At 67.4% G+C, this 19,301-nt stretch carries 18 protein-coding genes and 1 pseudogene; 11 read left to right on the top strand and 8 right to left on the bottom strand.

Translation table 11 applies throughout. From position 1 onward, the window contains the following. Window positions 1-27 precede the first annotated feature (27 nt). The 3 genes from AAG092_RS14945 (at window position 28) to AAG092_RS14935 (ending at window position 2,046) form a co-directional block, all read left to right on the top strand. Entirely contained in the window at window positions 28-480 is a 453-nt protein-coding gene (locus AAG092_RS14945; protein WP_373387286.1) for a septal ring lytic transglycosylase RlpA family protein, read from the top strand. An 80-nt stretch (window positions 481-560) separates the two neighbouring features. Continuing rightward, window positions 561-1,646 carry a calcium/sodium antiporter gene (locus AAG092_RS14940; RefSeq protein WP_110683796.1) on the top strand — a complete coding sequence of 362 codons (1,086 nt, stop codon included), beginning with the start codon at window positions 561-563 and terminating at the stop codon, window positions 1,644-1,646. Between the two features lie 16 nt (window positions 1,647-1,662). Beyond that, window positions 1,663-2,046, top strand: a complete 384-nt coding sequence (locus AAG092_RS14935) for a carboxymuconolactone decarboxylase family protein (RefSeq protein WP_110683795.1) — start codon at window positions 1,663-1,665, stop codon at window positions 2,044-2,046. On the opposite strand, the pseudogene AAG092_RS14930 reads toward AAG092_RS14935, so the two are convergent. The 3 genes and pseudogenes from AAG092_RS14930 to AAG092_RS14920 form a co-directional block, all read right to left on the bottom strand. Further along, window positions 2,043-2,970 (bottom strand): annotated as a pseudogene (locus tag AAG092_RS14930) (AEC family transporter). The gene AAG092_RS14935 and the pseudogene AAG092_RS14930 overlap by 4 nt on opposite strands. A 111-nt stretch (window positions 2,971-3,081) precedes the next feature. Next, a complete protein-coding gene (locus AAG092_RS14925; protein ID WP_110683793.1) occupies window positions 3,082-3,642 on the bottom strand; it encodes a response regulator transcription factor in 561 nt (186 codons plus the stop codon). Then, the gene (locus tag AAG092_RS14920) at window positions 3,635-4,900 is read right to left on the bottom strand and encodes an ATP-binding protein (protein ID WP_110683888.1); all 1,266 of its coding nucleotides are present in this window, start codon (window positions 4,898-4,900) and stop codon (window positions 3,635-3,637) included. The genes AAG092_RS14925 and AAG092_RS14920 overlap by 8 nt, the downstream gene beginning before the upstream one ends. A 178-nt stretch (window positions 4,901-5,078) precedes the next feature. On the opposite strand from AAG092_RS14920, the gene AAG092_RS14915 reads away from it, so the two are divergent. From AAG092_RS14915 to AAG092_RS14885, 7 genes are all read left to right on the top strand, one after another. Next, complete coding sequence (locus AAG092_RS14915) at window positions 5,079-5,792, top strand: SIMPL domain-containing protein (protein WP_373387285.1); 714 nt, start codon at window positions 5,079-5,081, stop codon at window positions 5,790-5,792. Window positions 5,793-6,003: 211 nt separating this feature from the next. Further along, a complete protein-coding gene (locus tag AAG092_RS14910) occupies window positions 6,004-7,605 on the top strand; it encodes an ABC transporter substrate-binding protein (protein ID WP_373387284.1) in 1,602 nt (533 codons plus the stop codon). 59 nt (window positions 7,606-7,664) lie between these two features. Continuing rightward, window positions 7,665-9,257: an ABC transporter substrate-binding protein gene (locus AAG092_RS14905; protein WP_373387283.1), complete on the top strand. Its 1,593-nt coding sequence runs from the start codon at window positions 7,665-7,667 to the stop codon at window positions 9,255-9,257. Window positions 9,258-9,301: 44 nt separating this feature from the next. After that, complete coding sequence (locus AAG092_RS14900; RefSeq protein ID WP_373387282.1) at window positions 9,302-10,312, top strand: ABC transporter permease subunit; 1,011 nt, start codon at window positions 9,302-9,304, stop codon at window positions 10,310-10,312. A 12-nt stretch (window positions 10,313-10,324) separates the two neighbouring features. Continuing rightward, a complete protein-coding gene (locus tag AAG092_RS14895; RefSeq protein WP_373387281.1) occupies window positions 10,325-11,236 on the top strand; it encodes an ABC transporter permease subunit in 912 nt (303 codons plus the stop codon). A 102-nt stretch (window positions 11,237-11,338) separates the two neighbouring features. Continuing rightward, entirely contained in the window at window positions 11,339-12,313 is a 975-nt protein-coding gene (locus AAG092_RS14890; protein ID WP_373387280.1) for an ABC transporter ATP-binding protein, read from the top strand. Next, on the top strand, window positions 12,313-13,284 hold the full coding sequence (locus AAG092_RS14885; protein WP_373387279.1) for a peptide ABC transporter ATP-binding protein: 972 nt from the start codon (window positions 12,313-12,315) through the stop codon (window positions 13,282-13,284). The genes AAG092_RS14890 and AAG092_RS14885 overlap by 1 nt, the downstream gene beginning before the upstream one ends. A gap of 6 nt (window positions 13,285-13,290) precedes the next feature. On the opposite strand, the gene AAG092_RS14880 is transcribed toward AAG092_RS14885, so the two are convergent. Then, the gene (locus AAG092_RS14880) at window positions 13,291-14,430 is read right to left on the bottom strand and encodes an ABC transporter substrate-binding protein (RefSeq protein ID WP_373387278.1); all 1,140 of its coding nucleotides are present in this window, start codon (window positions 14,428-14,430) and stop codon (window positions 13,291-13,293) included. A gap of 363 nt (window positions 14,431-14,793) precedes the next feature. Here AAG092_RS14880 and AAG092_RS14875 point away from each other — a divergent pair, with 363 nt between their 5' ends. Further along, window positions 14,794-15,294 carry a heme utilization protein gene (locus tag AAG092_RS14875; protein ID WP_373387277.1) on the top strand — a complete coding sequence of 167 codons (501 nt, stop codon included), beginning with the start codon at window positions 14,794-14,796 and terminating at the stop codon, window positions 15,292-15,294. Window positions 15,295-15,390: 96 nt separating this feature from the next. Here AAG092_RS14875 and AAG092_RS14870 read toward each other — a convergent pair whose 3' ends face one another. From AAG092_RS14870 to AAG092_RS14855, 4 genes are all read right to left on the bottom strand, one after another. Next, window positions 15,391-16,311: a biotin-dependent carboxyltransferase family protein gene (locus tag AAG092_RS14870; protein WP_373387276.1), complete on the bottom strand. Its 921-nt coding sequence runs from the start codon at window positions 16,309-16,311 to the stop codon at window positions 15,391-15,393. Continuing rightward, window positions 16,308-16,982, bottom strand: a complete 675-nt coding sequence (gene pxpB, locus AAG092_RS14865) for a 5-oxoprolinase subunit PxpB (RefSeq protein ID WP_373387275.1) — start codon at window positions 16,980-16,982, stop codon at window positions 16,308-16,310. The genes AAG092_RS14870 and pxpB overlap by 4 nt, the downstream gene beginning before the upstream one ends. Beyond that, window positions 16,979-17,722: a 5-oxoprolinase subunit PxpA gene (locus AAG092_RS14860; RefSeq protein ID WP_373387274.1), complete on the bottom strand. Its 744-nt coding sequence runs from the start codon at window positions 17,720-17,722 to the stop codon at window positions 16,979-16,981. Before AAG092_RS14860 ends, pxpB begins: the two co-directional genes overlap by 4 nt. A gap of 94 nt (window positions 17,723-17,816) precedes the next feature. Next, window positions 17,817-18,980, bottom strand: a complete 1,164-nt coding sequence (locus tag AAG092_RS14855) for a type III PLP-dependent enzyme (protein WP_110683781.1) — start codon at window positions 18,978-18,980, stop codon at window positions 17,817-17,819. Window positions 18,981-19,301 lie beyond the last annotated feature (321 nt).

Raw genomic sequence — 19,301 nt, 5'->3', positions numbered from 1 at the left:
CCGGCGTTCCTTTCTCCGGGAGCCGCCATGCACAAGATCGCGACTTTCATCCTGCCCCTGGCCCTGCTGGCCGGCTGCGCCAGCCAGCCCGCCGTGCAGCCTGCGCAGGCACCCGCGCCGACACCCAAGAGCGTGCCGGTGGTCAAGGCACCGGCACCGGTCGCCAAGGTCAAGCCCGCCCCCAGCTACCAGGCCGTGGGCAAGGCCTCCTACTATGCCTCGCGCCACCATGGCCGGCGCACCGCCAGCGGCGAACGGCTGAACAACAACGCCTTCACCGCCGCCCACCGCGAGCTGCCGTTCGGCACCCGGGTCAAGGTCACCAACCTGAGCAACGAACGCTCGGTGGAGGTACGCATCACCGACCGCGGCCCGCACGGCCGTGGGCGCCTGATCGACCTGTCGCAGGCCGCCGCCAAACAGCTGGACATGCTGCGCGCCGGCGTGGTGCAGGTACTCGTGGAAAGCCTGGACGACTGAAGCAAGGCGCAACACTCAGGGGGCTGCACGCAACACCCGCGCTTGGCTATGCTCTGGCGATTTTGCGCAAGGAGCTCAGCATGACCCTGATGACTTTCGTCTACCTGATCGCCGGCCTGGTGCTGCTGGTGGCCGGCGCCGAGGTGCTGGTACGTGGTGCGGCCCGCCTGGCCGCCCAGTTCGGCATCCCGCCGCTGATCATCGGCCTCACCGTGGTGGCCTTCGGCACCAGCGCGCCGGAGACCGCCGTCAGCGTACAGGCCGCCCTGGACGGCAGCGGCGACTTGGCCATCGGCAACGTGGTCGGCAGCAATATCGCCAACGTCCTGCTGATCCTCGGCGTCACTGCCCTGGTCGCACCGCTGCTGGTGTCGCGCCAGCTGATCCGCCTCGACGTGCCGATCATGATCGGCGCCAGCCTGGTCACCTGGGCCCTGGCCTGGGACGGCAGCCTGAGCCGCCTGGACGGTGCCCTGCTGTTCGGCGGCATCCTCGCCTACACCGCCTTCCTGATCATCAGCAGCCGCCGCGAGAAGAAGGCGGAGGGTGTAGACGAATTCGAGGACGAGTATGGCCTGCACGAGACGCCCAAGCCCTATGCCTGGGCCATCAACGCGGCGCTGGTGATCGCCGGCCTGGCGCTGCTGGTCGGCGGTGCCAACTTCCTGGTCGAGGGTGCCGTGCAGCTGGCCCGCGCCCTGGGCATGTCGGAACTGGTGATCGGCCTGACCGTGGTCGCAGTGGGCACCTCGCTGCCGGAGCTGGCCACCTCGGTGATGGCGGCCTTCAAGGGCGAGCGTGACATCGCCGTGGGCAACATCGTCGGCAGCAACATCTTCAACCTGCTCTGCGTGCTGGGCCTGGCCTCGCTGGTATCGCCCAGCGCCATCCCGGTGGCCGCCAACGCCCTGGCCTTCGACTTCCCGGTGATGATCGCGGTGGCCATCGCCTGCCTGCCGATCTTCTTCAACGGCTATTCGATCAATCGCTGGGAAGGCGCCCTGTTCGTCGGCTACTACGCCCTGTACACCGCCTACCTGATCTTCAACAGCAGCGGCGCCCCCTGGCTCGGCGCCTTCCAGCAAGCCATGCTGACCTTCGTCCTGCCGCTCACCGCCGTGACCCTGGCGGTCATCGGCGCCCGCGCCTGGCATCGCCAGCGCTGAGCCACGGAGACCCGCAATGAACGACAACGCCAAAGCCGGCGAACAGGTGCGCCGCGAAGTGATGGGCGACGCCTTCGTCGACCGCGCCCTGCACAACGCCACCGACTTCACCCAGCCGCTGCAGGACTTCGTCAACCAGCACGCCTGGGGCGGCGTCTGGACCCGCGGCGTGCTGGAGCGCAAGACCCGCAGCCTGATCACCCTGGCCGCGCTGACCGCGCTGAAGTGCCCGCAGGAACTCAAGGGCCACGTGCGCGGCGCGCTGAACAGTGGCTGCAGCGTGGAGGAAATCCGCGAGGCCCTGCTGCATTGCGCCGTCTACGCCGGCGTGCCGGCGGCCATCGACGCGTTCCGCGCCGCCCAGGAAGTGGTAGATGCCTGGCAGGCCGAGCAGGCCTAGATCCAGCCCCCAGCGCAGCACGAACAGGCCGAGGTTGGTGGTGAACACCGCCGCCAGCGTGGTGATCACGATGATCGCCGCCGCCAGCTCGGCGTTGCCGCCGGCGGCCCTGGCCATGACGAAGCTGGCTGCCGCCGTGGGGCTGGCGAAGTAGAGGAAGAGAATCGCCAGCTCGGCATCGCGAAAGCCCAGGGCGAAGGCGCCGAGCGTGGCGAGGAGCGGGAGCCAGACCATCTTCAGCAGGCTGGCACCGATGGCCAGGCCGCTGCTGGCGCGCAGTGCGACCAGCGACAGGGTACCGCCGATGCAGAGCAGCGCCAGCGGCAGGGTCAGCTGCGCCAGGTACTCGCCGGAGGTGCTCAGCCAGGCCGGCAGGCGCACCTGCCAGTAGGCGAACGGAATGGCCGCCAGCACACCGAGGATCAGCGGATTGCGCAGGACGCCCACGAGGATGCTCCGGGCGCTGGCACGGGCGTTGGGGTTGTACACCTCCAGCACGATCACCGAGAGGGTGTTGTAGCTGAGGATCACCACGCCGCCGAGGATGCCGCCCAGCGACAGGCCGTAGTCGCCATACAGGCTGGTGGCCAGGGCCAGGCCGATGATGCCGTTGTTGCCGCGAAACGCCCCCTGCACGTAGACCCCGCGCTCGACCTGCGGCACGCGCAGGATGGCCCAGCCCCAGGCCAGCAGGAAGCCGAGCAGGGTGGCCAGCAGGAAGTAGCCGAGCAGTGCCGGCTGCAGCGCGGTCGACAGATCGGCATGCAGGATGGCGAGAAACAGCATGACCGGCATGCTGACGTTGAACACCAGGGCCGAGGCGGTGTGGATGAAGTGCGCGTCGATCAGCCCCAGGCGCCTGAGCACCACGCCGAGGAACAGCATGGCGAACACCGGGGCGGTGATGGCGAAAACGGCGAGCATGGCGGCCCCGACTGCTTGATCAGGCGGCAAATGATAACCGCGAGTGTCGGAAAAAATCCTTTCGCCAGGCTGTCAGCCGGGCGGCGCAGGAAGCGGCCGCCCGCGACGGACTCAGCGCCGTACCGGGCGTTTCTGCAGCTTGCGTTGCAGGGTGCGGCGGTGCATGCCCAGGGCGCGGGCGGTGGCGGAGATGTTGCCGTCGTGCTCGGCCAGCACGCGCTGGATGTGCTCCCACTGCAGGCGATCCACCGACATCGGGTTTTCCGGCACCAGGGTGTTGAGGTCGGCATGCTCGGAGAGCAGCGCGGTGAGCACGTCGTCGGCGTCGGCCGGCTTGCACAGGTAGTTGGTGGCGCCGCGCTTGATCGCCTCCACCGCGGTGGCGATGCTGGAATAGCCGGTGAGGATCACCACGCGCATCTCGGCATCCAGCTCCAGCAGCTTGGGCAGCAGCACCAGGCCGGAGTCGCCCTCCATCTTCAGGTCGACCACGGCATAGTCCGGCAGGTCTTCCTTGGCCAGGGCCAGGCCCTCCTCGGCCGAGTTGGCCACGCTGACGCGCAGGCCGCGACGGTCCATGGCACGCGCCATCACGCGGGTGAAGGTGGCATCGTCATCCACCAGCAACAGGTGCGGCTGGTCTTCCTGCTCGATCGCTTGCTCGTCACTCATGTTCGTCTCCCGGGGACAGTCGAGGCAGGCGCAGTTCCGTCAGCGTCCCGCCCTCTTCGTGGTTGTACAGTTTCACCGAGCCGCCGGCCCGCGTCACGCTGGCCTGGCTGAGGAACAGGCCGAGGCCGAAGCCCTTGCCCTTGGTGGTGAAGAACGGCCGGCCGATCTGCTCGGCGATGGCCAGCGGCACACCGGCGCCGTGGTCGCGGATGTTCAGCCTGATCCACTGCTCGTCCCAGTCCAGGCGGATGTCGAGCTTGTCCGGACAGGCGTCGGCGGCGTTGTTCAGCAGGTTGAGCAGGGCCTGGGTCAGGTCGGCCGGCGGCAGCAGGCGCGGCACGCTGCCTCCGCCCAGGCACTGGAAGCGGTAGGTGGCCTCGGGGCGCATCAGGTGCCAGCGGTTCAGCGTCGCCTCCAGCCACTGCACGGCGGTCTGCTCGAACACCGCCTGGCGGCGGTCGGCCTCGGCGGCGCGCACCAGCTGCTGCAGGGTGTCCTTGCACAGCTTGACCTGCTCCTGCAGCAACGCCAGGTCGTCCTGCAGCGCCGGCTTGTCGCGGTACTCCTGGCGCAGTTCCTTGAGCAGCACGCTCATGGTTGCCAGCGGCGTGCCCAGCTCGTGGGCGGCGCCGGCGGCCTGGGTCGCCACGGCCAGCAACTGCTGGTCGCGCATGCCCTCCTCGCGGCGCAGCGCCAGCAGCTCATCCTGGCGACGCAGGGCGCCGGCCATCTTGGCGGCGAAGAAGGTGATCAGCACCGCGGCCATGGCCACCGACAGCCACATGCCATAGATCAGCAGGGACTCGCGCTGGGCCAGGGGAATGTCCAGCGGGTGCGGCCAGAACAGCAGCACGCTGTAGCCCGCCAGACCCAGGCCGCAGAGGGCCATGGTGTGCAGCCAGGGCAGGGTCGCCGCGGCGATGGTCAGCGGCACCAGGTAATAGGAGACGAAGGGGTTGGCCGGGCCGCCCGAGTAGTACAGCAGCACGCTGTGGATCACCAGGTCGCAGGCCAGCTGCACCGTGTATTCCAGCTCGGTCACCGGCCAGGGCCCGCGCAGGCGCAGGGCGGTGAGCAGGCACAGGGCCAGGGAGATGCCCAGGGTGATGCACAGCGCCAGCCAGGGCAGCGGCACCAGCCCGGACAGGTAGGCGATGCCCACCGAGCCGCCCTGGGCGGCCAGCACCAGCAGGCGGATCAGGGTCAGGCGCCAGAGGTTCTGCCGGCTGGCGGAGAGTAACTGGACGGGGGCGTAGATAGAGGTCGTCGGCATCCGCCGAGTATAACCAGAGCGCCGGGGTGGCCGTCTGCCTGCGGCAACCGGACGCAGCGCGAAGCGGCCGGCAACTGGAAAAAGAAAATCTGCGAACTGCCGTCAACCCGAATAGTCTGACAGCTTCGTCAACTTCAAGGACAACCACCCGCAAGGAGTTCCCATGCACGCACTCAACCGTCTCGCCGCCACCCTCGCCCTCGGCCTGGCCAGTCTCGCCAGCCTGCCGGCCCTGGCCGACGAGCCGCGCTACAACCAGATTTCGCTGCGCGCCGAGGTCAGCCAGGAAGTGGCCCACGACCGCATGTACGTCACCCTCTACACCGAGGCGCAGAACGACGACCCGGCCGAACTGGCCGCCGGCGTGACCAAGACCCTCAACGCCGCCATCGACAAGGCGCGCAAGGTGCAGGGCGTGAAGGTCAGCCTGGGCAGCCGCCACAGCTACCCGGTGTACGAGGACGAAGGCAGCAAGATCGGCGCCTGGCGCGAGCGCGCCGAGCTGCGCCTGGAAAGCGCCGAGTTCACCCGCCTGGCGCAGCTGTCCGCCGACCTGCTGGGCGAGCTGAAGATGGCCGAGATGAATTTCGCCGTGGCCGAGGACAGCCGCAAGGCCAGCGAAGACCAGTTGATCAAGCAGGCGGTGGCGGCCTTCAAGGCCCGCGCCCAGCTGGCCACCGAGGCCCTAGGCGGCAAGACCTACCAGCTGGTCAGCCTCAACCTCAACAGTGGCGGCCTGCAGCCGGTGATGCCGATGCGCGCCATGGCCATGGACAGCGGCAGCTTCAGCAAGAGCGAGGCCGCGCCGCAGATCGAGGCCGGCACCAGCAAGGTGAGCATGAGCGCCGATGGCGTGATCGAGGTGCAGCTGCCCTGATGCGAAGCGCAGCGCTGTCATTGCCTGCTGGCGCTGCGCCAGCTTTTTCTGACCAGACTTTCAGATTTGCGACAACCAGTTACAGACTCGCCACAGCTTCTACACTGATCTGCGTTTCGCGCTTGATCACGGCATATGCCGTGCATAGCTTCACGCAAGGTGCCCACAAGGCACCCCTCACGATGACAACCACAACAAACATGAGGTCAACATGCGTAAAAACGCCGTCATCCAGGCTTTTCTCGCCGCTGGGCTGATCGCCAGCGCCCCCTTCGCCAGCGCCGCCAGCAACCTGGTGTTCTGCTCCGAAGGCAGCCCCGCCGGTTTCGACCCGGGCCAGTACACCACCGGCACCGACTTCGATGCCGTGGCCGAGACCATGTTCAACCGCCTGACCCAGTTCGAGCGTGGCGGCACCGCCGTGGAACCGGGCCTGGCCGAGAAGTGGGATGTCAGCGCCGATGGCCTGACCTACACCTTCCACCTGCGCAAGGGCGTGAAGTTCCACTCGACCGAATTCTTCAAGCCGAGCCGCGAGTTCAACGCCGACGACGTGCTGTTCACCTTCGGCCGCATGCTCGACAAGGAACACCCGTTCCGCAAGGCCTACCCGGCCGAATTCCCCTACTTCACCGACATGGGCATGGATGCCAACATCGCCAAGGTGGAGAAGCTCGACGACCATACCGTCAGGTTCACCCTCAACAGCGTCGATGCCGCCTTCATCCAGAACCTGGCGATGAGCTTCGCCTCGGTACACTCGGCCGAGTACGCCGAGCAGCTGCTCAAGGCCGGCAAGGCCGCCGACATCAACCAGAAGCCGGTCGGCACCGGCCCCTTCGTGTTCAAGCGCTACCAGAAGGACGCGCAGATCCGCTTCACCGGCAACCAGGAGTACTGGAAACCGGATGACGTGAAGATCGACAACCTGATCTTCGCCATCAACACCGACGCCTCGGTGCGCATGCAGAAACTCAAGAAGGGCGAGTGCCAGATCACCCTGCTGCCGCGCCCGGCCGACCTCGAGGGCCTGAAGCAGGACCCGAACCTGAACATGCCGTCGCAGCCGGGCTTCAACCTCGGCTACATCGCCTACAACGTCACCCACAAGCCGTTCGACCAGCTCGAGGTGCGCCAGGCGCTGGACATGGCGGTGAACAAGCAGGCGATCATCGACGCAGTGTACCAGGGCGCCGGCCAGCTGGCGGTGAACGGCATGCCGCCGACCCAGTGGTCCTACGACGAGAGCATCAAGGACGCCGGCTACAACCCGGAGAAGGCCAAGGAGCTGCTCAAGGCCGCCGGCATCAAGGAGGGCACCGAGATCACCCTGTGGGCCATGCCGGTGCAGCGCCCCTACAACCCCAACGCCAAGCTGATGGCCGAGATGCTGCAGGCCGACTGGGCCAAGGTCGGCATCCAGGCCAAGATCGTCAGCTACGAATGGGGCGAGTACATCAAGCGCGCCAAGGGCGGCGAGCACGACGCCATGCTGATCGGCTGGAGCGGCGACAACGGTGACCCGGACAACTGGCTGGGCACCCTGTACGGCTGCGACGCGGTCGACGGCAACAACTTCTCCAAGTGGTGCGACGCCTCCTACGACAAGCTGATCAAGCAGGCCAAGGCCAGCACCGACGTGGCCAAGCGCACCGAGCTGTACCGGCAGGCGCAGCACATCCTCAAGGCCCAGGTGCCGATCACCCCGATCGCCCACTCCACCGTGTACCAGCCGATGCGCAAGAACGTGCAGGATTTCAAGATCAGCCCGTTCGCGCTCAACTCCTTCTACGGCGTGAGCGTCGGCAAGTAAGCCGCACCGGACGGAGCCCCCTGGGCTCCGCCCGTCCTCACCCGCAGAAGGAAAGGTTCATGCGCAGTCTCCTCATGTTCCTGGCGCTCTGCGCCGGCCTGCCGGCGTTCGCCCAGCCGCAATCCCTGGTGGTCTGCTCCGAGGCCGCCCCGGAGGGCTTCGACATCGTCCAGTACACCGCCGCCAGCACCGCCGACGCCACGGCCGAGACGGTCTACGAGCGCCTGGTACAGTTCGCCCCCGGCAGCACCCGCATCATTCCCGCGCTGGCCGAGAGCTGGGAAATCAGCGCCGACGGCCTGAGCTACACCTTCACCCTGCGCAAGGGGGTGAAATTCCATCAGACGCCCTGGTTCAAGCCGAGCCGCGAGCTCAACGCCGACGACGTACTGTGGAGCTTCCAGCGCCAGCGCGACAAGGACCATGACTGGCACGCGCTGGCCCCGCGCGGCTACCCCTATTTCGAGGCCATGGGCTTCGCCGAGCTGATCGAGAAGATCGAGGCGCTCGACGAGCATCGCGTGCGCTTCACCCTGCAACACCCGCAGGCGCCCTTCCTCGCCGACCTGGCCATGGGCTTCACCTCCATCTACTCCGCCGAGTACGCCGAGCAGCTGCTCGATGCCGAAACGCCGGAGCAGCTCAACAGCCAGCCGATCGGCACCGGCCCCTTCGTCTTCGAGCGCTACGCCAAGGACGCCCAGGTGCGCTTCGCCGCCAACCCCGATTACTGGGGCGGCAAGCCGGCGCTGGAGCGCCTGCTGCTGGCCATCACCCCCGACCCCAACACGCGCGTGCAGCAGATCAAGGCCGGCGCCTGCCAGGTCGCCCTGTTCCCGCGGCCGAGCGACGTGCCGGCGCTGCGCGAAAACAAGGACCTGCAGGTGCTGGAGCTGGACTCGCTGCTCACCGCCTATGTCGCCCTCAACACCCGGCACCCGCCACTGGACGACGTGCGCGTGCGTCAGGCCATCAACCTGGCCTTCGACCGCCAGGCCTACCTGCGCGCCCAGTATGGCGAAGGCAACGCCAGCCTGGCGGCGGCGCCCTACCCGGCCACCCTGCTCGGCCATGACGAGCGCCTGCAGCCCTGGCCGCGCGACCTCGACAAGGCCCGTCGCCTGCTGGCCGAGGCCGGCCACGCCCAGGGCCTGAAGCTGTCGATCTGGACCCGCCCCGGTGGCGGCCCGACCAACCCCAACCCGGGCATCGGCGCGCAGATGCTGCAGGCCGACCTGGCCGCCATCGGCATCGCCGCCGACATCCGCGTGTTCGAGTGGGGCGAGCTGATCAAGCGCGCCAAGAACGGCGAGCACGACCTGGTGTTCATGGGCTGGGCCGGCGACAACGGCGACCCGGACAACTTCCTCACCCCCAACCTGTCATGCGCCGCCGCCGCAAGCGGCGAGAACCAGGCCGGCTGGTGTCACCCCGAGTTCGACCAGCTGATCCGCGAGGCCCGCCGCATCGCCGAGCCGCAGCGCCGCGCCGCGCTGTACCGCGAGGCGCTGGCGATCTTCCACGACCAGGCGCCGTGGATCGCCCTCGCCCACCCCAGGCAGTTCGCCGTGCTGCGCAAGGATGTCGAGGGCTTCGTGCTCAGCCCGTTGGGCTCGAACAACTTCGCCCGCGTGAGGCGGACACAACCCTAAGCCCCACCAGGGCTCCACCCGAAGCTGCGGAGTACCACCACGCAATGCTGTCCTTTATCGCCAGACGCCTGGGGCTGCTGATCCCCACCTTCTTCGGTGTCACCCTGCTGACCTTCGCGCTGATCCGCCTGATCCCCGGCGACCCCGTGGAAGTGATGATGGGCGAGCGCCGCGTCGACCCCGAGATGCACGCCGAGGCCATGCACCGCCTGGGCCTGGACAAGCCGCTGCCGGCCCAGTACCTGGACTACATCGGCAAGCTGGCCCAGGGCGACCTGGGCGAGTCGCTGCGCACCCGCGAGGGCGTGTGGGAGGAGTTCCTCACCCTGTTCCCGGCGACCCTGGAGCTGTCCCTGGCGGCCCTGCTGTTCGCCGGCACCCTCGGGGTGATCGCCGGGGTGATCGCCGCCCTCAAGCGCGGCTCGCTGTTCGACCACGGAGTGATGGGCATATCGCTGGCCGGCTACTCGATGCCGATCTTCTGGTGGGGCCTGCTGCTGATCATGTTCTTCTCGGTGTACCTGGGCTGGACACCGGTGTCCGGGCGCATCGACCTGCTCTACGACATCGAGCCGGTCACCGGCTTCATGCTGATCGACACCCTGCTCAGCGAAGAGGAAGGCGCCTTCCAGGACGCGCTGATGCACCTGATCCTGCCGGCCGTGGTGCTCGGCACCATCCCCCTGGCGGTGATCGCGCGCATGACCCGCTCGGCGATGCTCGAAGTGCTGCGCGAGGACTACATCCGCACCGCCCGCGCCAAGGGCCTGTCGCCGGCCCGCGTGGTGTTCGTGCATGGCCTGCGCAACGCGCTGATCCCGGTGCTCACCGTGTTCGGCCTGCAGGTCGGCAGCCTGCTGGCCGGCGCCGTGCTGACCGAGACCATCTTCTCCTGGCCGGGCATCGGCAAGTGGCTGATCGAGGCCATCGGCGCCCGCGACTACCCGGTGGTGCAGAACGGCATCCTGCTGATCGCCTGCCTGGTGATCCTGGTCAACTTCGTCGTGGACATCCTCTACGGCCTGGTTAACCCGCGCATTCGCCATCAACGCTAAGGAGGCCCGCGCATGACTCAATCCCACGCTGTGCCCGCCGCCGACCAGGCGCTGCTCTACCCCTCGCCGCTGAAGGAATTCTGGCAGGCCTTTGCCCACAACAAGGGTGCCGTCGGCGGCCTGCTGTTCATGCTGGTCATCCTGTTCTGCGCACTGTTCGCGCCCTGGGTGGCGCCGTTCGACCCCAGCGAGCAGTTCCGCAACGCCCTGCTCACCCCGCCGGCCTGGCTGGAAGGCGGCCAGGCGCGCTTCCTGCTCGGCACCGACGAGCTGGGCCGCGACCTGCTCTCGCGGCTGATCCATGGCGCGCGCCTGTCGCTGCTGATCGGCCTGGCCTCGGTGCTGCTGTCGCTGATCCCCGGCATCCTCCTGGGCCTGGTCGCCGGCTTCTTCCCGCGCCTGCTCGGCCCCTCGATCATGCGCCTGATGGACATCATGCTGGCCCTGCCCTCGCTGCTGCTGGCCGTGGCCATCGTCGCCATCCTCGGCCCGGGGCTGATCAACACGGTGATCGCCATCGCCATCGTCTCGCTGCCCAGCTACGTGCGCCTGACCCGCGCCGCGGTGATGGGCGAGCTGGGCCGCGACTACGTCACCGCCGCCAGGCTGGCCGGCGCCGGCCTGCCGCGGCTGATGTTCATCACCGTGCTGCCCAACTGCATGGCGCCGCTGATCGTGCAGGCCACCCTGAGCTTCTCCTCGGCCATCCTCGACGCCGCCGCCCTGGGCTTCCTCGGCCTCGGCGTGCAACCGCCGACGCCCGAGTGGGGCACCATGCTGGCCTCGGCGCGCGACTACATCGAGCGCGCCTGGTGGGTGGTGTCGCTGCCGGGGCTGACCATCCTGCTCAGCGTGCTGGCGATCAACCTGATGGGCGACGGGCTGCGCGATGCGCTCGACCCGAAACTGAAGAATGCGCAGTAAGGAGCCCGCCATGACCATGCATGTAGCCCGGATGCCATCCGGGAACACCTCCGAGCCGGCCCGCCCCGGATTGCATCCGGGCTACGAATCGGAGACAGCCCTATGAGTCTGCTCGACATCCGCAACCTCTCCGTGCGCTTCGGCGCAGCCGATGCCATACCCGTGGTCGACGGCCTCGACCTGTCGGTGGACAAGGGCGAGGTACTGGCCATCGTCGGCGAATCCGGCTCCGGCAAGTCGGTGACCATGATGGCCCTGATGGGCCTGATCGACGCCCCCGGCATCGTGCGTGCCGACAGCCTGCGCTTCGACGGCCACGACATGCTCACCCTCAAGGGCCGGCAGCGCCGCCGCGTGGTGGGCAAGGACCTGGCCATGGTGTTCCAGGACCCGATGACCGCGCTCAACCCCAGCTACACGGTCGGTTTCCAGATCGAGGAAGTGCTGCGCCAGCACCTCGGGCTCAAGGGCCGCGCCGCCCGTGTGCGCGCCCTGCAGCTGCTGGAGCGGGTGGAGATCCCCGGTGCCGCCAGCCGTCTCGACGCCTACCCGCACCAGCTGTCCGGCGGCATGAGCCAGCGCGTGGCGATCGCCATGGCCATCGCCGCCGAGCCCAAGCTGCTGATCGCCGACGAACCAACCACGGCACTGGACGTGACCATCCAGGCGCAGATCATGGACCTGCTGCTGGACCTGCAGCGCAGCGAGGGCATGGGCCTGGTGCTGATCACCCACGACCTGGCCGTGGTCGCCGAGACGGCCCAGCGCGTATGCGTGATGTATGCCGGGCAAGCGGTGGAGATCGGCAGTGTGCCGACCCTGTTCGATGCGCCGACCCATCCCTACACCGAGGCGCTGCTCAAGGCCATTCCTGAGCACAGCCTGGGTGCCGAGCGCCTGGCCACCCTGCCCGGCATCGTACCGGGACGCTACGACCGCCCCATCGGCTGCCTGCTGTCGCCGCGCTGCCCCTACGCCCAGCCGCACTGCCGCGAGCAGCGCCCGGCGCTGGAGCCGCACGTGCGCGGCGCGGTGCGCTGCTTCTACCCCCTCAACCTGACCACGGAGGTGGCCTGATGAGCGTCGTCCTCGAAGCCCGCGAGCTGACCCGGCACTACGAAATCTCCCGCGGCCTGTTCAAGCCCAATGCCCTGGTGCGCGCGCTGAATGGCGTGTCGTTCTCGCTGGAAGCCGGCAAGACCCTGGCGGTGGTCGGCGAGTCCGGCTGCGGCAAGTCGACCCTGGCCCGCGCCCTGACCCTGATCGAGGAGCCGTCCTCCGGCAGCCTGCAGATCGCCGGGCAGGAGGTGGCCGGCGCCGGCAAAGCCGAGCGCAAGCAACTGCGCCGCGACGTGCAGATGGTGTTCCAGAACCCCTACGCCTCGCTCAACCCGCGGCAGAAGATCGGCGACCAGCTGGCCGAGCCGCTGCTGATCAACACCAGTCTGTCGCGCGCCGAGCGCCGCGAGCGGGTGCAGAGCATGATGCAGCAGGTCGGCCTGCGCCCCGAGCATTACCAGCGCTACCCGCACATGTTCTCCGGCGGCCAGCGCCAGCGTATCGCCCTGGCCCGCGCCATGATGCTGCAGCCCAAGGTACTGGTGGCGGACGAGCCGACCTCGGCGCTGGACGTGTCGATCCAGGCCCAGGTGCTCAACCTCTTCATGGACCTGCAGGAGCAGTACCAGACCGGCTACGTGTTCATCTCGCACAACCTGGCGGTGGTGCAGCACGTGGCCGACGACGTGCTGGTGATGTACCTCGGCCGCCCGGCCGAGATGGGCCCGGCGGAACTGATCTACGCGCGGCCGCTGCACCCCTATACCCGCGCCCTGCTCTCGGCCACCCCGGCGATCCACCCGGACCCCGCCAAGCCGAAGATCAAGATCGCCGGCGAGCTGCCCAACCCGCTCGACCCGCCGCCCGGCTGCGCTTTCCACAAGCGCTGCCCGCACGCCAGCGAGCGCTGTCGCACGGAAGTGCCGGAGCTACGCCTGATCGACGCGCGCCAGGTGGCCTGCCACCACGCCGAGGAGATCGCGAACTGAGGCTGCTCAGGGCCGGATACGCACCGGTACCGCCTTGCCCTGCTCGATGCGGGTCAGGAACACGGCATCGGAGCCCTGGTGATCGTCAGGGCCGAAGGTGACACGGAAACCGCCCAGATCGATGTCCAGGGTGGACAGTTCCTTGACCAGGCGCGCCCGGGTCGGCTGTGGCCCGGCGCGGCGCAACGCCTCGACCAGCACGGCTGCATTGATATAGCCCTCGAGCGAGGTGTAGCCCATGGGGCTGCCGGCCATGGCTGCCCGGTAGTCACGCACCAGCGGCAGGGAAACATCCTCGGGCGAGGGCACCACCTGGGAGATCAGCACGTCCTCGGCCAGCGGGCCCGCTTCGGCGATGAGGTTGTCGGTACCGACAAAGGACACTGTGAAGAAGCGCGCCGCCATGTTCCTGGCCCGCGCCTCGCGAATGGCCGCAGCCAGCTGCTTGTAGGTACCGACGAAGAAGATCGCTTGGGGCTGTACCCCGCGCAGATGCTCCATGGCATCGCCGATCTCCAGCGAATTGCGCAGGAAACGCGCCTCGGCCTCGAGCTTCAGGCCGCGCAAGTGCAGAGCCCCCGCCAGCCCACTCTTGGCCGTTTCGCCGAAGGAGTCGTCCTGCATCAGCAAGGCAATGCGGCGCAGGCCCAGCACCTCGGTCATGTAGTTGGCCAGCACCTCGGTTTCGGCGAAATAGGAGGCGCGTACGTTGAATACCCAGGGGTGCACCGGGTGACGCAGCACTTCGGCGCCGGTAAAGGGGAACAGGTAGGGCACCCCCGCCTCCAGCACCGCCGGCATGGCCGCACGCGAGGTCGGCGTGCCGACGTAACCGAGCAGGGCGAACACGCTGCCGGAGCCGATCAGCTCCCGGGTCAGATCGGCCGTGCGCCTGGGCTCGTAGCCATCGTCGCGGACCAGCAGACTCAGGCGACGCCCATGCACGCCGCCTGCGGCATTGGTGCGAATCAGATAGGCCTGGACACCGTCGCGGACGCCCTGCCCCAGCCCGGCAGCCGGTCCGCTCTGCGCATTGACCATGCCCAGGCGCAGCTCACCGGCATCGACGCCCGGCTCGGCCAAAACCTGGCCATTGCCAAGCAGTGCACTACAGATGGCCAGCCAGGCCATCAGCCGTCGCAACATCATCGAACCCCCACATCACGGCCGTTCTTATTGTTCGGGCTGTTTCACACCCAGTTTCAAGTCCTCGACAAGAGCTTAGCGTTATCGGCCGGCAACGGAGGTTCCATAGCAAACGGCGTAGACAGGCGAGTAGAGACAAGGCAATTACATCTATTAATTCGATCATTTAAATCAACACTGAATACCCATGAAAATCACCTATGAAAGCCAAATTTTTATATAAATACTTTTAAAAACAATAAGATAACCAATTATCAAGCTTGTCGATATCCATCATTTTCACTCTCGACTTTTTAATCGAATTTACCTGGGTAACATGGGCCCCGTAGTCAACATTCAGCCCCAAATACGGAGCCACCCAAAATGAAAAAGCAGATCCTCACCGCCCTTCTCCTCTCCACCTTTGCCGCCAGCGGCATCACCTTCGCCGCCGATGGCTTCGACCGCACCGGCAGCGCCGTAGCTGCAGACGGTTCCGAGCGCGTCGGCGACAAGATCGCCGCCGATGGTTTCGACCGCACCGGCAGCTACATCGCCGAAGACGGCTTCAGCCGCACCGGTAGCGCCGTGGCCGAAGATGGTTCCGAACGCGTCGGTGACAAGATCGCCGCCGATGGCTTCGATCGTACCGGCAGCTACATCGCCGAAGACGGCTTCGACAGCACCGGTAGCGCCGTGGCCGAAGACGGTTCCGAACGCGTCGGTGACAAGATCGCCGCCGATGGCTTCGATCGTACCGGCAGCTACATCGCCGAAGACGGCTTCGACAGCACCGGTAGCGCCGTGGCCGAAGACGGTTCCGAACGCGTCGGTGACAAGATCGCCGCCGATGGTTTCGACCGCACTGGCAGCAGCATCGCCTGAGCAACCAGCATGGAGTCGGGAGCCAGCAAGCAATGACGTGTGCACAGCTCGCAAGCCAGAAGGCGCCCACCGTGGCGCCTTCGCCTTTTCTGGGGCTCAGCCTCTGAAGAAACGGTAGAACTGGCGCAGCTCGGCCTGCGCGTCGCTCACGCTGACCTGGGTGAAGCGCAGTGGCTGCTGCGCCGGGCATTGCGCCAGGCGCCACTGGTCCAGCGGGTGCAGCCAGCCGAGGATGGGGTAGCCGCCCATGGTCTGGCGGTCGGCCTGCAGGATGATCGGCTGGCCATCCGGCGGCACCTGGATCGCGCCGCGACTCACGCCCAGAGACCATTGCCGAGCGGGCGGCCGCAGTGGCTCGCCGAGCAGGCGCGCCCCCATGCGGTCGGACTGCGGGGCGAGCTGCCAGACCTGCTCGAAAAAGGTGGCCAGCGCGGGCTCGCTGAACGCCACCGCATCACCGCCGGTGATCACCCGCAGCAGGGGCGCGGCCCGGTAGTCCGGGCGATAGGGCCAGGGCACGCTGGCGGCACGGGCAAAGGTCCCGCCGGCGCAAACCAGCAGATCACCCTCGACCAGCGCGGCGCCCGCGCCATCGAGCCCGCCCAGCCCCTCGCGCACCTGCGTGCTGATACTGCCCAGCACCGGCTCGGCGGCGAAGCCTCCGGCCGCCGCCAGGTAGAGGTACTGGCCGCTAGCGGCGAAGCCGATCTTCAGGCACTGCCCCACCCTCAGGGCGAAGCGCGACCAGTTCGGCACAACCCGGCCATCGACTTCGCCCCGGGCCTCGGCACCGGCCAGCGCCAGCCACACCTCGGCCTCGGCGCACAGCTCCACGCCGCCCAGGGCGATCTCCAGCAGCGGCGTGCCCCAGGCATTGCCCAGCAGACGATTGGCCCAGGCCGCGGCATGGCCGTCCTGCACACCGCTGGGCGACACCCCCAGGTGCTGCCACCCGACGCGCCCCGCATCCTGCAGCAGGCTCAGCGGCCCCGGCCTGAGCACACGCAGCCCGCTCATGTGCCGAGCTCGCGGTGATAGCGCGCTTCGTCGATCGGAACGAAGCGCACGCGGTCGCCCAGGGCCAGCGGGCAGGGCGGCGTGCGCCGCACATCGAACAGTTTCCAGGGACAGAGACCGAGCAGGTGCCAGCCACCGGGCGAGGCCTGGGGATAAATAGCGGTCTGGCGCTCGGCGATGCCCAGGCTGCCGGCCGGCACACCTGTGCGGGGCGTCGCCAGGCGCGGCAAGGCCAGACGTTCGCTCAGCTCGCCCAGGTAGGCGAAGCCAGGAGCGAAACCGATGGCACCGACCCGGTACTCGCCGGCGCTGTGCAGTTCGATGACCTCGGCGATGGACAGCCGGCAGGCCTGCGCCACGCTGGCCAGGTCCGCGCCGGCGTACCACACCGGGATCTCGTGCAGGCGCGCGGCAGAGGCTGGCGCCGGCTCGACCAGCCAGGCCTCCAGCAGGGGAGCCAGGCGCTCGGCCAGTTGCAGGTGGTCGGTGCGCAGCAGGTCGTAGTGCAGCAGCAAGGTGGTCCAGCCCGGCACCAGGTCGGTCAGCAGTTCGCCGAACTCGACGCGGATGCGCGCGGCCAGGGCGGCAATGCGCAGCGACAGCTCGGCATCCGGCACCTCGGCCAGCACCAGCAGCAGCGCCTCGGCGCCGGCCGGTTCAAACCGGATCACAGGGCGTCCAGCTGGGCCCGCAGGCGGCGCAGCACGGCCAGCGACTCGGCGTTGTCGCCGTGCACGCAGAGGCTGTCGGCGCGCAGCCGCAGGGGCTTGCCGTCGATATCGGCGAAGGGTTCGCCGGCGGCGATGGCCAGCGCCTGGTCGAGGATGCGCTGCGGCTCGTGGTGGACGGCACCGGCCAGGCGCCGCGGCGCCAACTGGCCGTCGGCCAGGTAGGCGCGGTCGGCGAAGGCCTCGAACAGCAGCGGTACGCCCGCGGCCTCGGCCAGTCGACGTTCGCGGCCGTTGTCGGCCAGCGCCAGAACCATCAGCGGCAGGCCGGGTCGGTAGGCGGCGCAGGCGGCCAGCACCGCCTCGAACAGCGCGTCGTCGCGCACCAGATCGTTGTACAGGGCGCCATGCGGCTTGACGTAGGCCAGCTGGGTACCGGCGGCGCGGCAGAAGGCATCCAGCGCGCCGAGCTGGTAGAGCACCAGGGCCGTGACCTCTTCCGGGGAACAGGACAGATGGCGGCGGCCGAAGCCCTGCAGGTCGGGGTAGGACGGATGCGCGCCGATGCTCACCCCGTGCTGCACCGCCAGCGTCACGCTGCGCTGCATGATCAGTGGGTCGCCGGCGTGGAAGCCGCAAGCCAGGTTGGCCTGGTCGACCAGCGGCATGGCGTGTTCGTCGTCGCCCATGCGCCAGGCGCCGAAGCTTTCGCCCATGTCGCAGTTGAGGAGGATTCTGTTCATCTGTCGGTTATGGCCAATAAAGGCGACGAGTGCAACCACCGCTCCCACATAAACAAAACCCCGCCGGGGCGGGGTTCGTTCAGTGCGCTGCCACTTAGATGTAGAAAGCCTTCAACGGAGGGAAGCCGTTGAACTCCACGGCGCTGTAGCTGGTGGTGTAGGCACCGGTGGACAGCCAGTACAGACGATCCTCGGCGGCCAGGTTGAGCGGCAGGCCGTACTTGTAGTTCTCGTACATGATGTCGGCGCTGTCGCAGGTCGGACCGGCGATCACCACTTCCTCGGCCTCGCCCTTCTTCTCGGTCCAGATCGGGAACTTGATGGACTCATCCATGGTTTCGATCAGGCCGCTGAACTTGCCCACGTCGGTGTAGACCCAGCGCTCCACGGCGGTGCGCGACTTGCGCGCCACCAGCACCACTTCGCTGACCAGGATGCCGGCGTTGGCGATCAGCGAACGGCCCGGTTCGAGGATGATCTCCGGCAGATCGTCGCCGAAGTCTTCCTTGAGGAAACGGATGATCTCCTCGGCGTAGGTCTCCAGGCTGTTGGTGCGCTGGATGTAGTTGGCCGGGAAGCCGCCACCCATGTTGATCATCTGCAGGGTGATGCCGTCTTCTTCCTTGAGGCGCTCGAAGATGACCTTGACCTTGGCGATGGCGGCGTCCCACACGTCGATATCGCGCTGCTGGCTGCCAACGTGGAAGGACACGCCATAGGGCACCAGGCCAAGCTGCTTGGCCAGGATCAGCAGGTCCAGGGCCATGTCCGGGTTGCAACCAAACTTGCGCGACAACGGCCAGTCGGCGCTGGTCGAACCTTCGGTGAGGATGCGCACATAGATCTTGGCGCCCGGCGCGGCCTTGGCGATGTTGCGCAGGTCGGCCTCGGAGTCGGTGGCAAACAGGCGCACGCCCTTGTCATAGAAGTAGCGGATGTCGCGGGCCTTCTTGATGGTGTTGCCGTAGCTGATGCGCTCAGGGCCGACGCCGGCCTTCATCACCTTGTCCAGCTCGTAGATGGAGGCGATGTCGAAGTTGGAGCCCTTGTCGCGCAGCAGCTCGGTGATCTCGCTGGCCGGGTTGGCCTTCACCGCGTAGTAGATCTTGGCGAAGGGGAAGCAGCTGACCAGCTGATCGTAGGAGTCGGCGATGGTCTGCTTGTCGATGACGACGAAGGGGGTTTCCTGCTGGTCGGCAAACGCCTTCATGCGCTTGAAAGTTTCGGGTGCGAAATAGTCTTCGACCTTGATCGACATGCTCGGGACTCCAAATGGCAAAACACGTTATAGAAAAGAGGGAGTGGTTCTCGATGAGAACCGCGAACGCCTGATCAGTTTCCCCACTTTGGTTCGCCTACTTCCCAAGGCATGTCGCCGATGACTCCCCGCAGCGGGCAGCCTCTCGTCGTCAGTACTTGAGCCGGATGGATCGTTTCCAGCATGAGCGTTCGGGCGCGAACTTTAGGACCATGAGCCCCGCAGATCAACCGGAAAATGCCGCCGTTTTGCACCCGGTTGTCGCCTGCCTGATTGAATGTTTTCGATACTCAACAAAACGTCAGAAATGCTGCACAAACC

Origin of the sequence: Pseudomonas alcaligenes (assembly GCF_041729615.1) — a bacterium.
GTDB lineage: Bacteria > Pseudomonadota > Gammaproteobacteria > Pseudomonadales > Pseudomonadaceae > Aquipseudomonas > Aquipseudomonas alcaligenes_B.
The sequence above is the reverse complement of the archived record's forward strand: the minus strand, read 5'-3'. Positions and strand labels throughout refer to the sequence as shown.

Bases quoted from the DNA above. Each gene is read 5' to 3' on its own strand.
- AAG092_RS14890 (WP_373387280.1), top strand. From the start codon at position 11,339: ATGAGTCTGCTCGACATCCGCAACCTCTCCGTGCGCTTCGGCGCAGCC.
- AAG092_RS14880 (WP_373387278.1), bottom strand. From the start codon at position 14,430: ATGTTGCGACGGCTGATGGCCTGGCTGGCCATCTGTAGTGCACTGCTT.
- AAG092_RS14870 (WP_373387276.1), bottom strand. From the start codon at position 16,311: ATGAGCGGGCTGCGTGTGCTCAGGCCGGGGCCGCTGAGCCTGCTGCAG.
- AAG092_RS14885 (WP_373387279.1), top strand. From the start codon at position 12,313: ATGAGCGTCGTCCTCGAAGCCCGCGAGCTGACCCGGCACTACGAAATC.
- AAG092_RS14860 (WP_373387274.1), bottom strand. From the start codon at position 17,722: ATGAACAGAATCCTCCTCAACTGCGACATGGGCGAAAGCTTCGGCGCC.
- AAG092_RS14915 (WP_373387285.1), top strand. From the start codon at position 5,079: ATGCACGCACTCAACCGTCTCGCCGCCACCCTCGCCCTCGGCCTGGCC.
- AAG092_RS14910 (WP_373387284.1), top strand. From the start codon at position 6,004: ATGCGTAAAAACGCCGTCATCCAGGCTTTTCTCGCCGCTGGGCTGATC.
- AAG092_RS14940 (WP_110683796.1), top strand. From the start codon at position 561: ATGACCCTGATGACTTTCGTCTACCTGATCGCCGGCCTGGTGCTGCTG.
- AAG092_RS14935 (WP_110683795.1), top strand. From the start codon at position 1,663: ATGAACGACAACGCCAAAGCCGGCGAACAGGTGCGCCGCGAAGTGATG.
- AAG092_RS14895 (WP_373387281.1), top strand. From the start codon at position 10,325: ATGACTCAATCCCACGCTGTGCCCGCCGCCGACCAGGCGCTGCTCTAC.
- AAG092_RS14905 (WP_373387283.1), top strand. From the start codon at position 7,665: ATGCGCAGTCTCCTCATGTTCCTGGCGCTCTGCGCCGGCCTGCCGGCG.
- AAG092_RS14875 (WP_373387277.1), top strand. From the start codon at position 14,794: ATGAAAAAGCAGATCCTCACCGCCCTTCTCCTCTCCACCTTTGCCGCC.
- AAG092_RS14855 (WP_110683781.1), bottom strand. From the start codon at position 18,980: ATGTCGATCAAGGTCGAAGACTATTTCGCACCCGAAACTTTCAAGCGC.
- AAG092_RS14925 (WP_110683793.1), bottom strand. From the start codon at position 3,642: ATGAGTGACGAGCAAGCGATCGAGCAGGAAGACCAGCCGCACCTGTTG.
- AAG092_RS14900 (WP_373387282.1), top strand. From the start codon at position 9,302: ATGCTGTCCTTTATCGCCAGACGCCTGGGGCTGCTGATCCCCACCTTC.
- AAG092_RS14945 (WP_373387286.1), top strand. From the start codon at position 28: ATGCACAAGATCGCGACTTTCATCCTGCCCCTGGCCCTGCTGGCCGGC.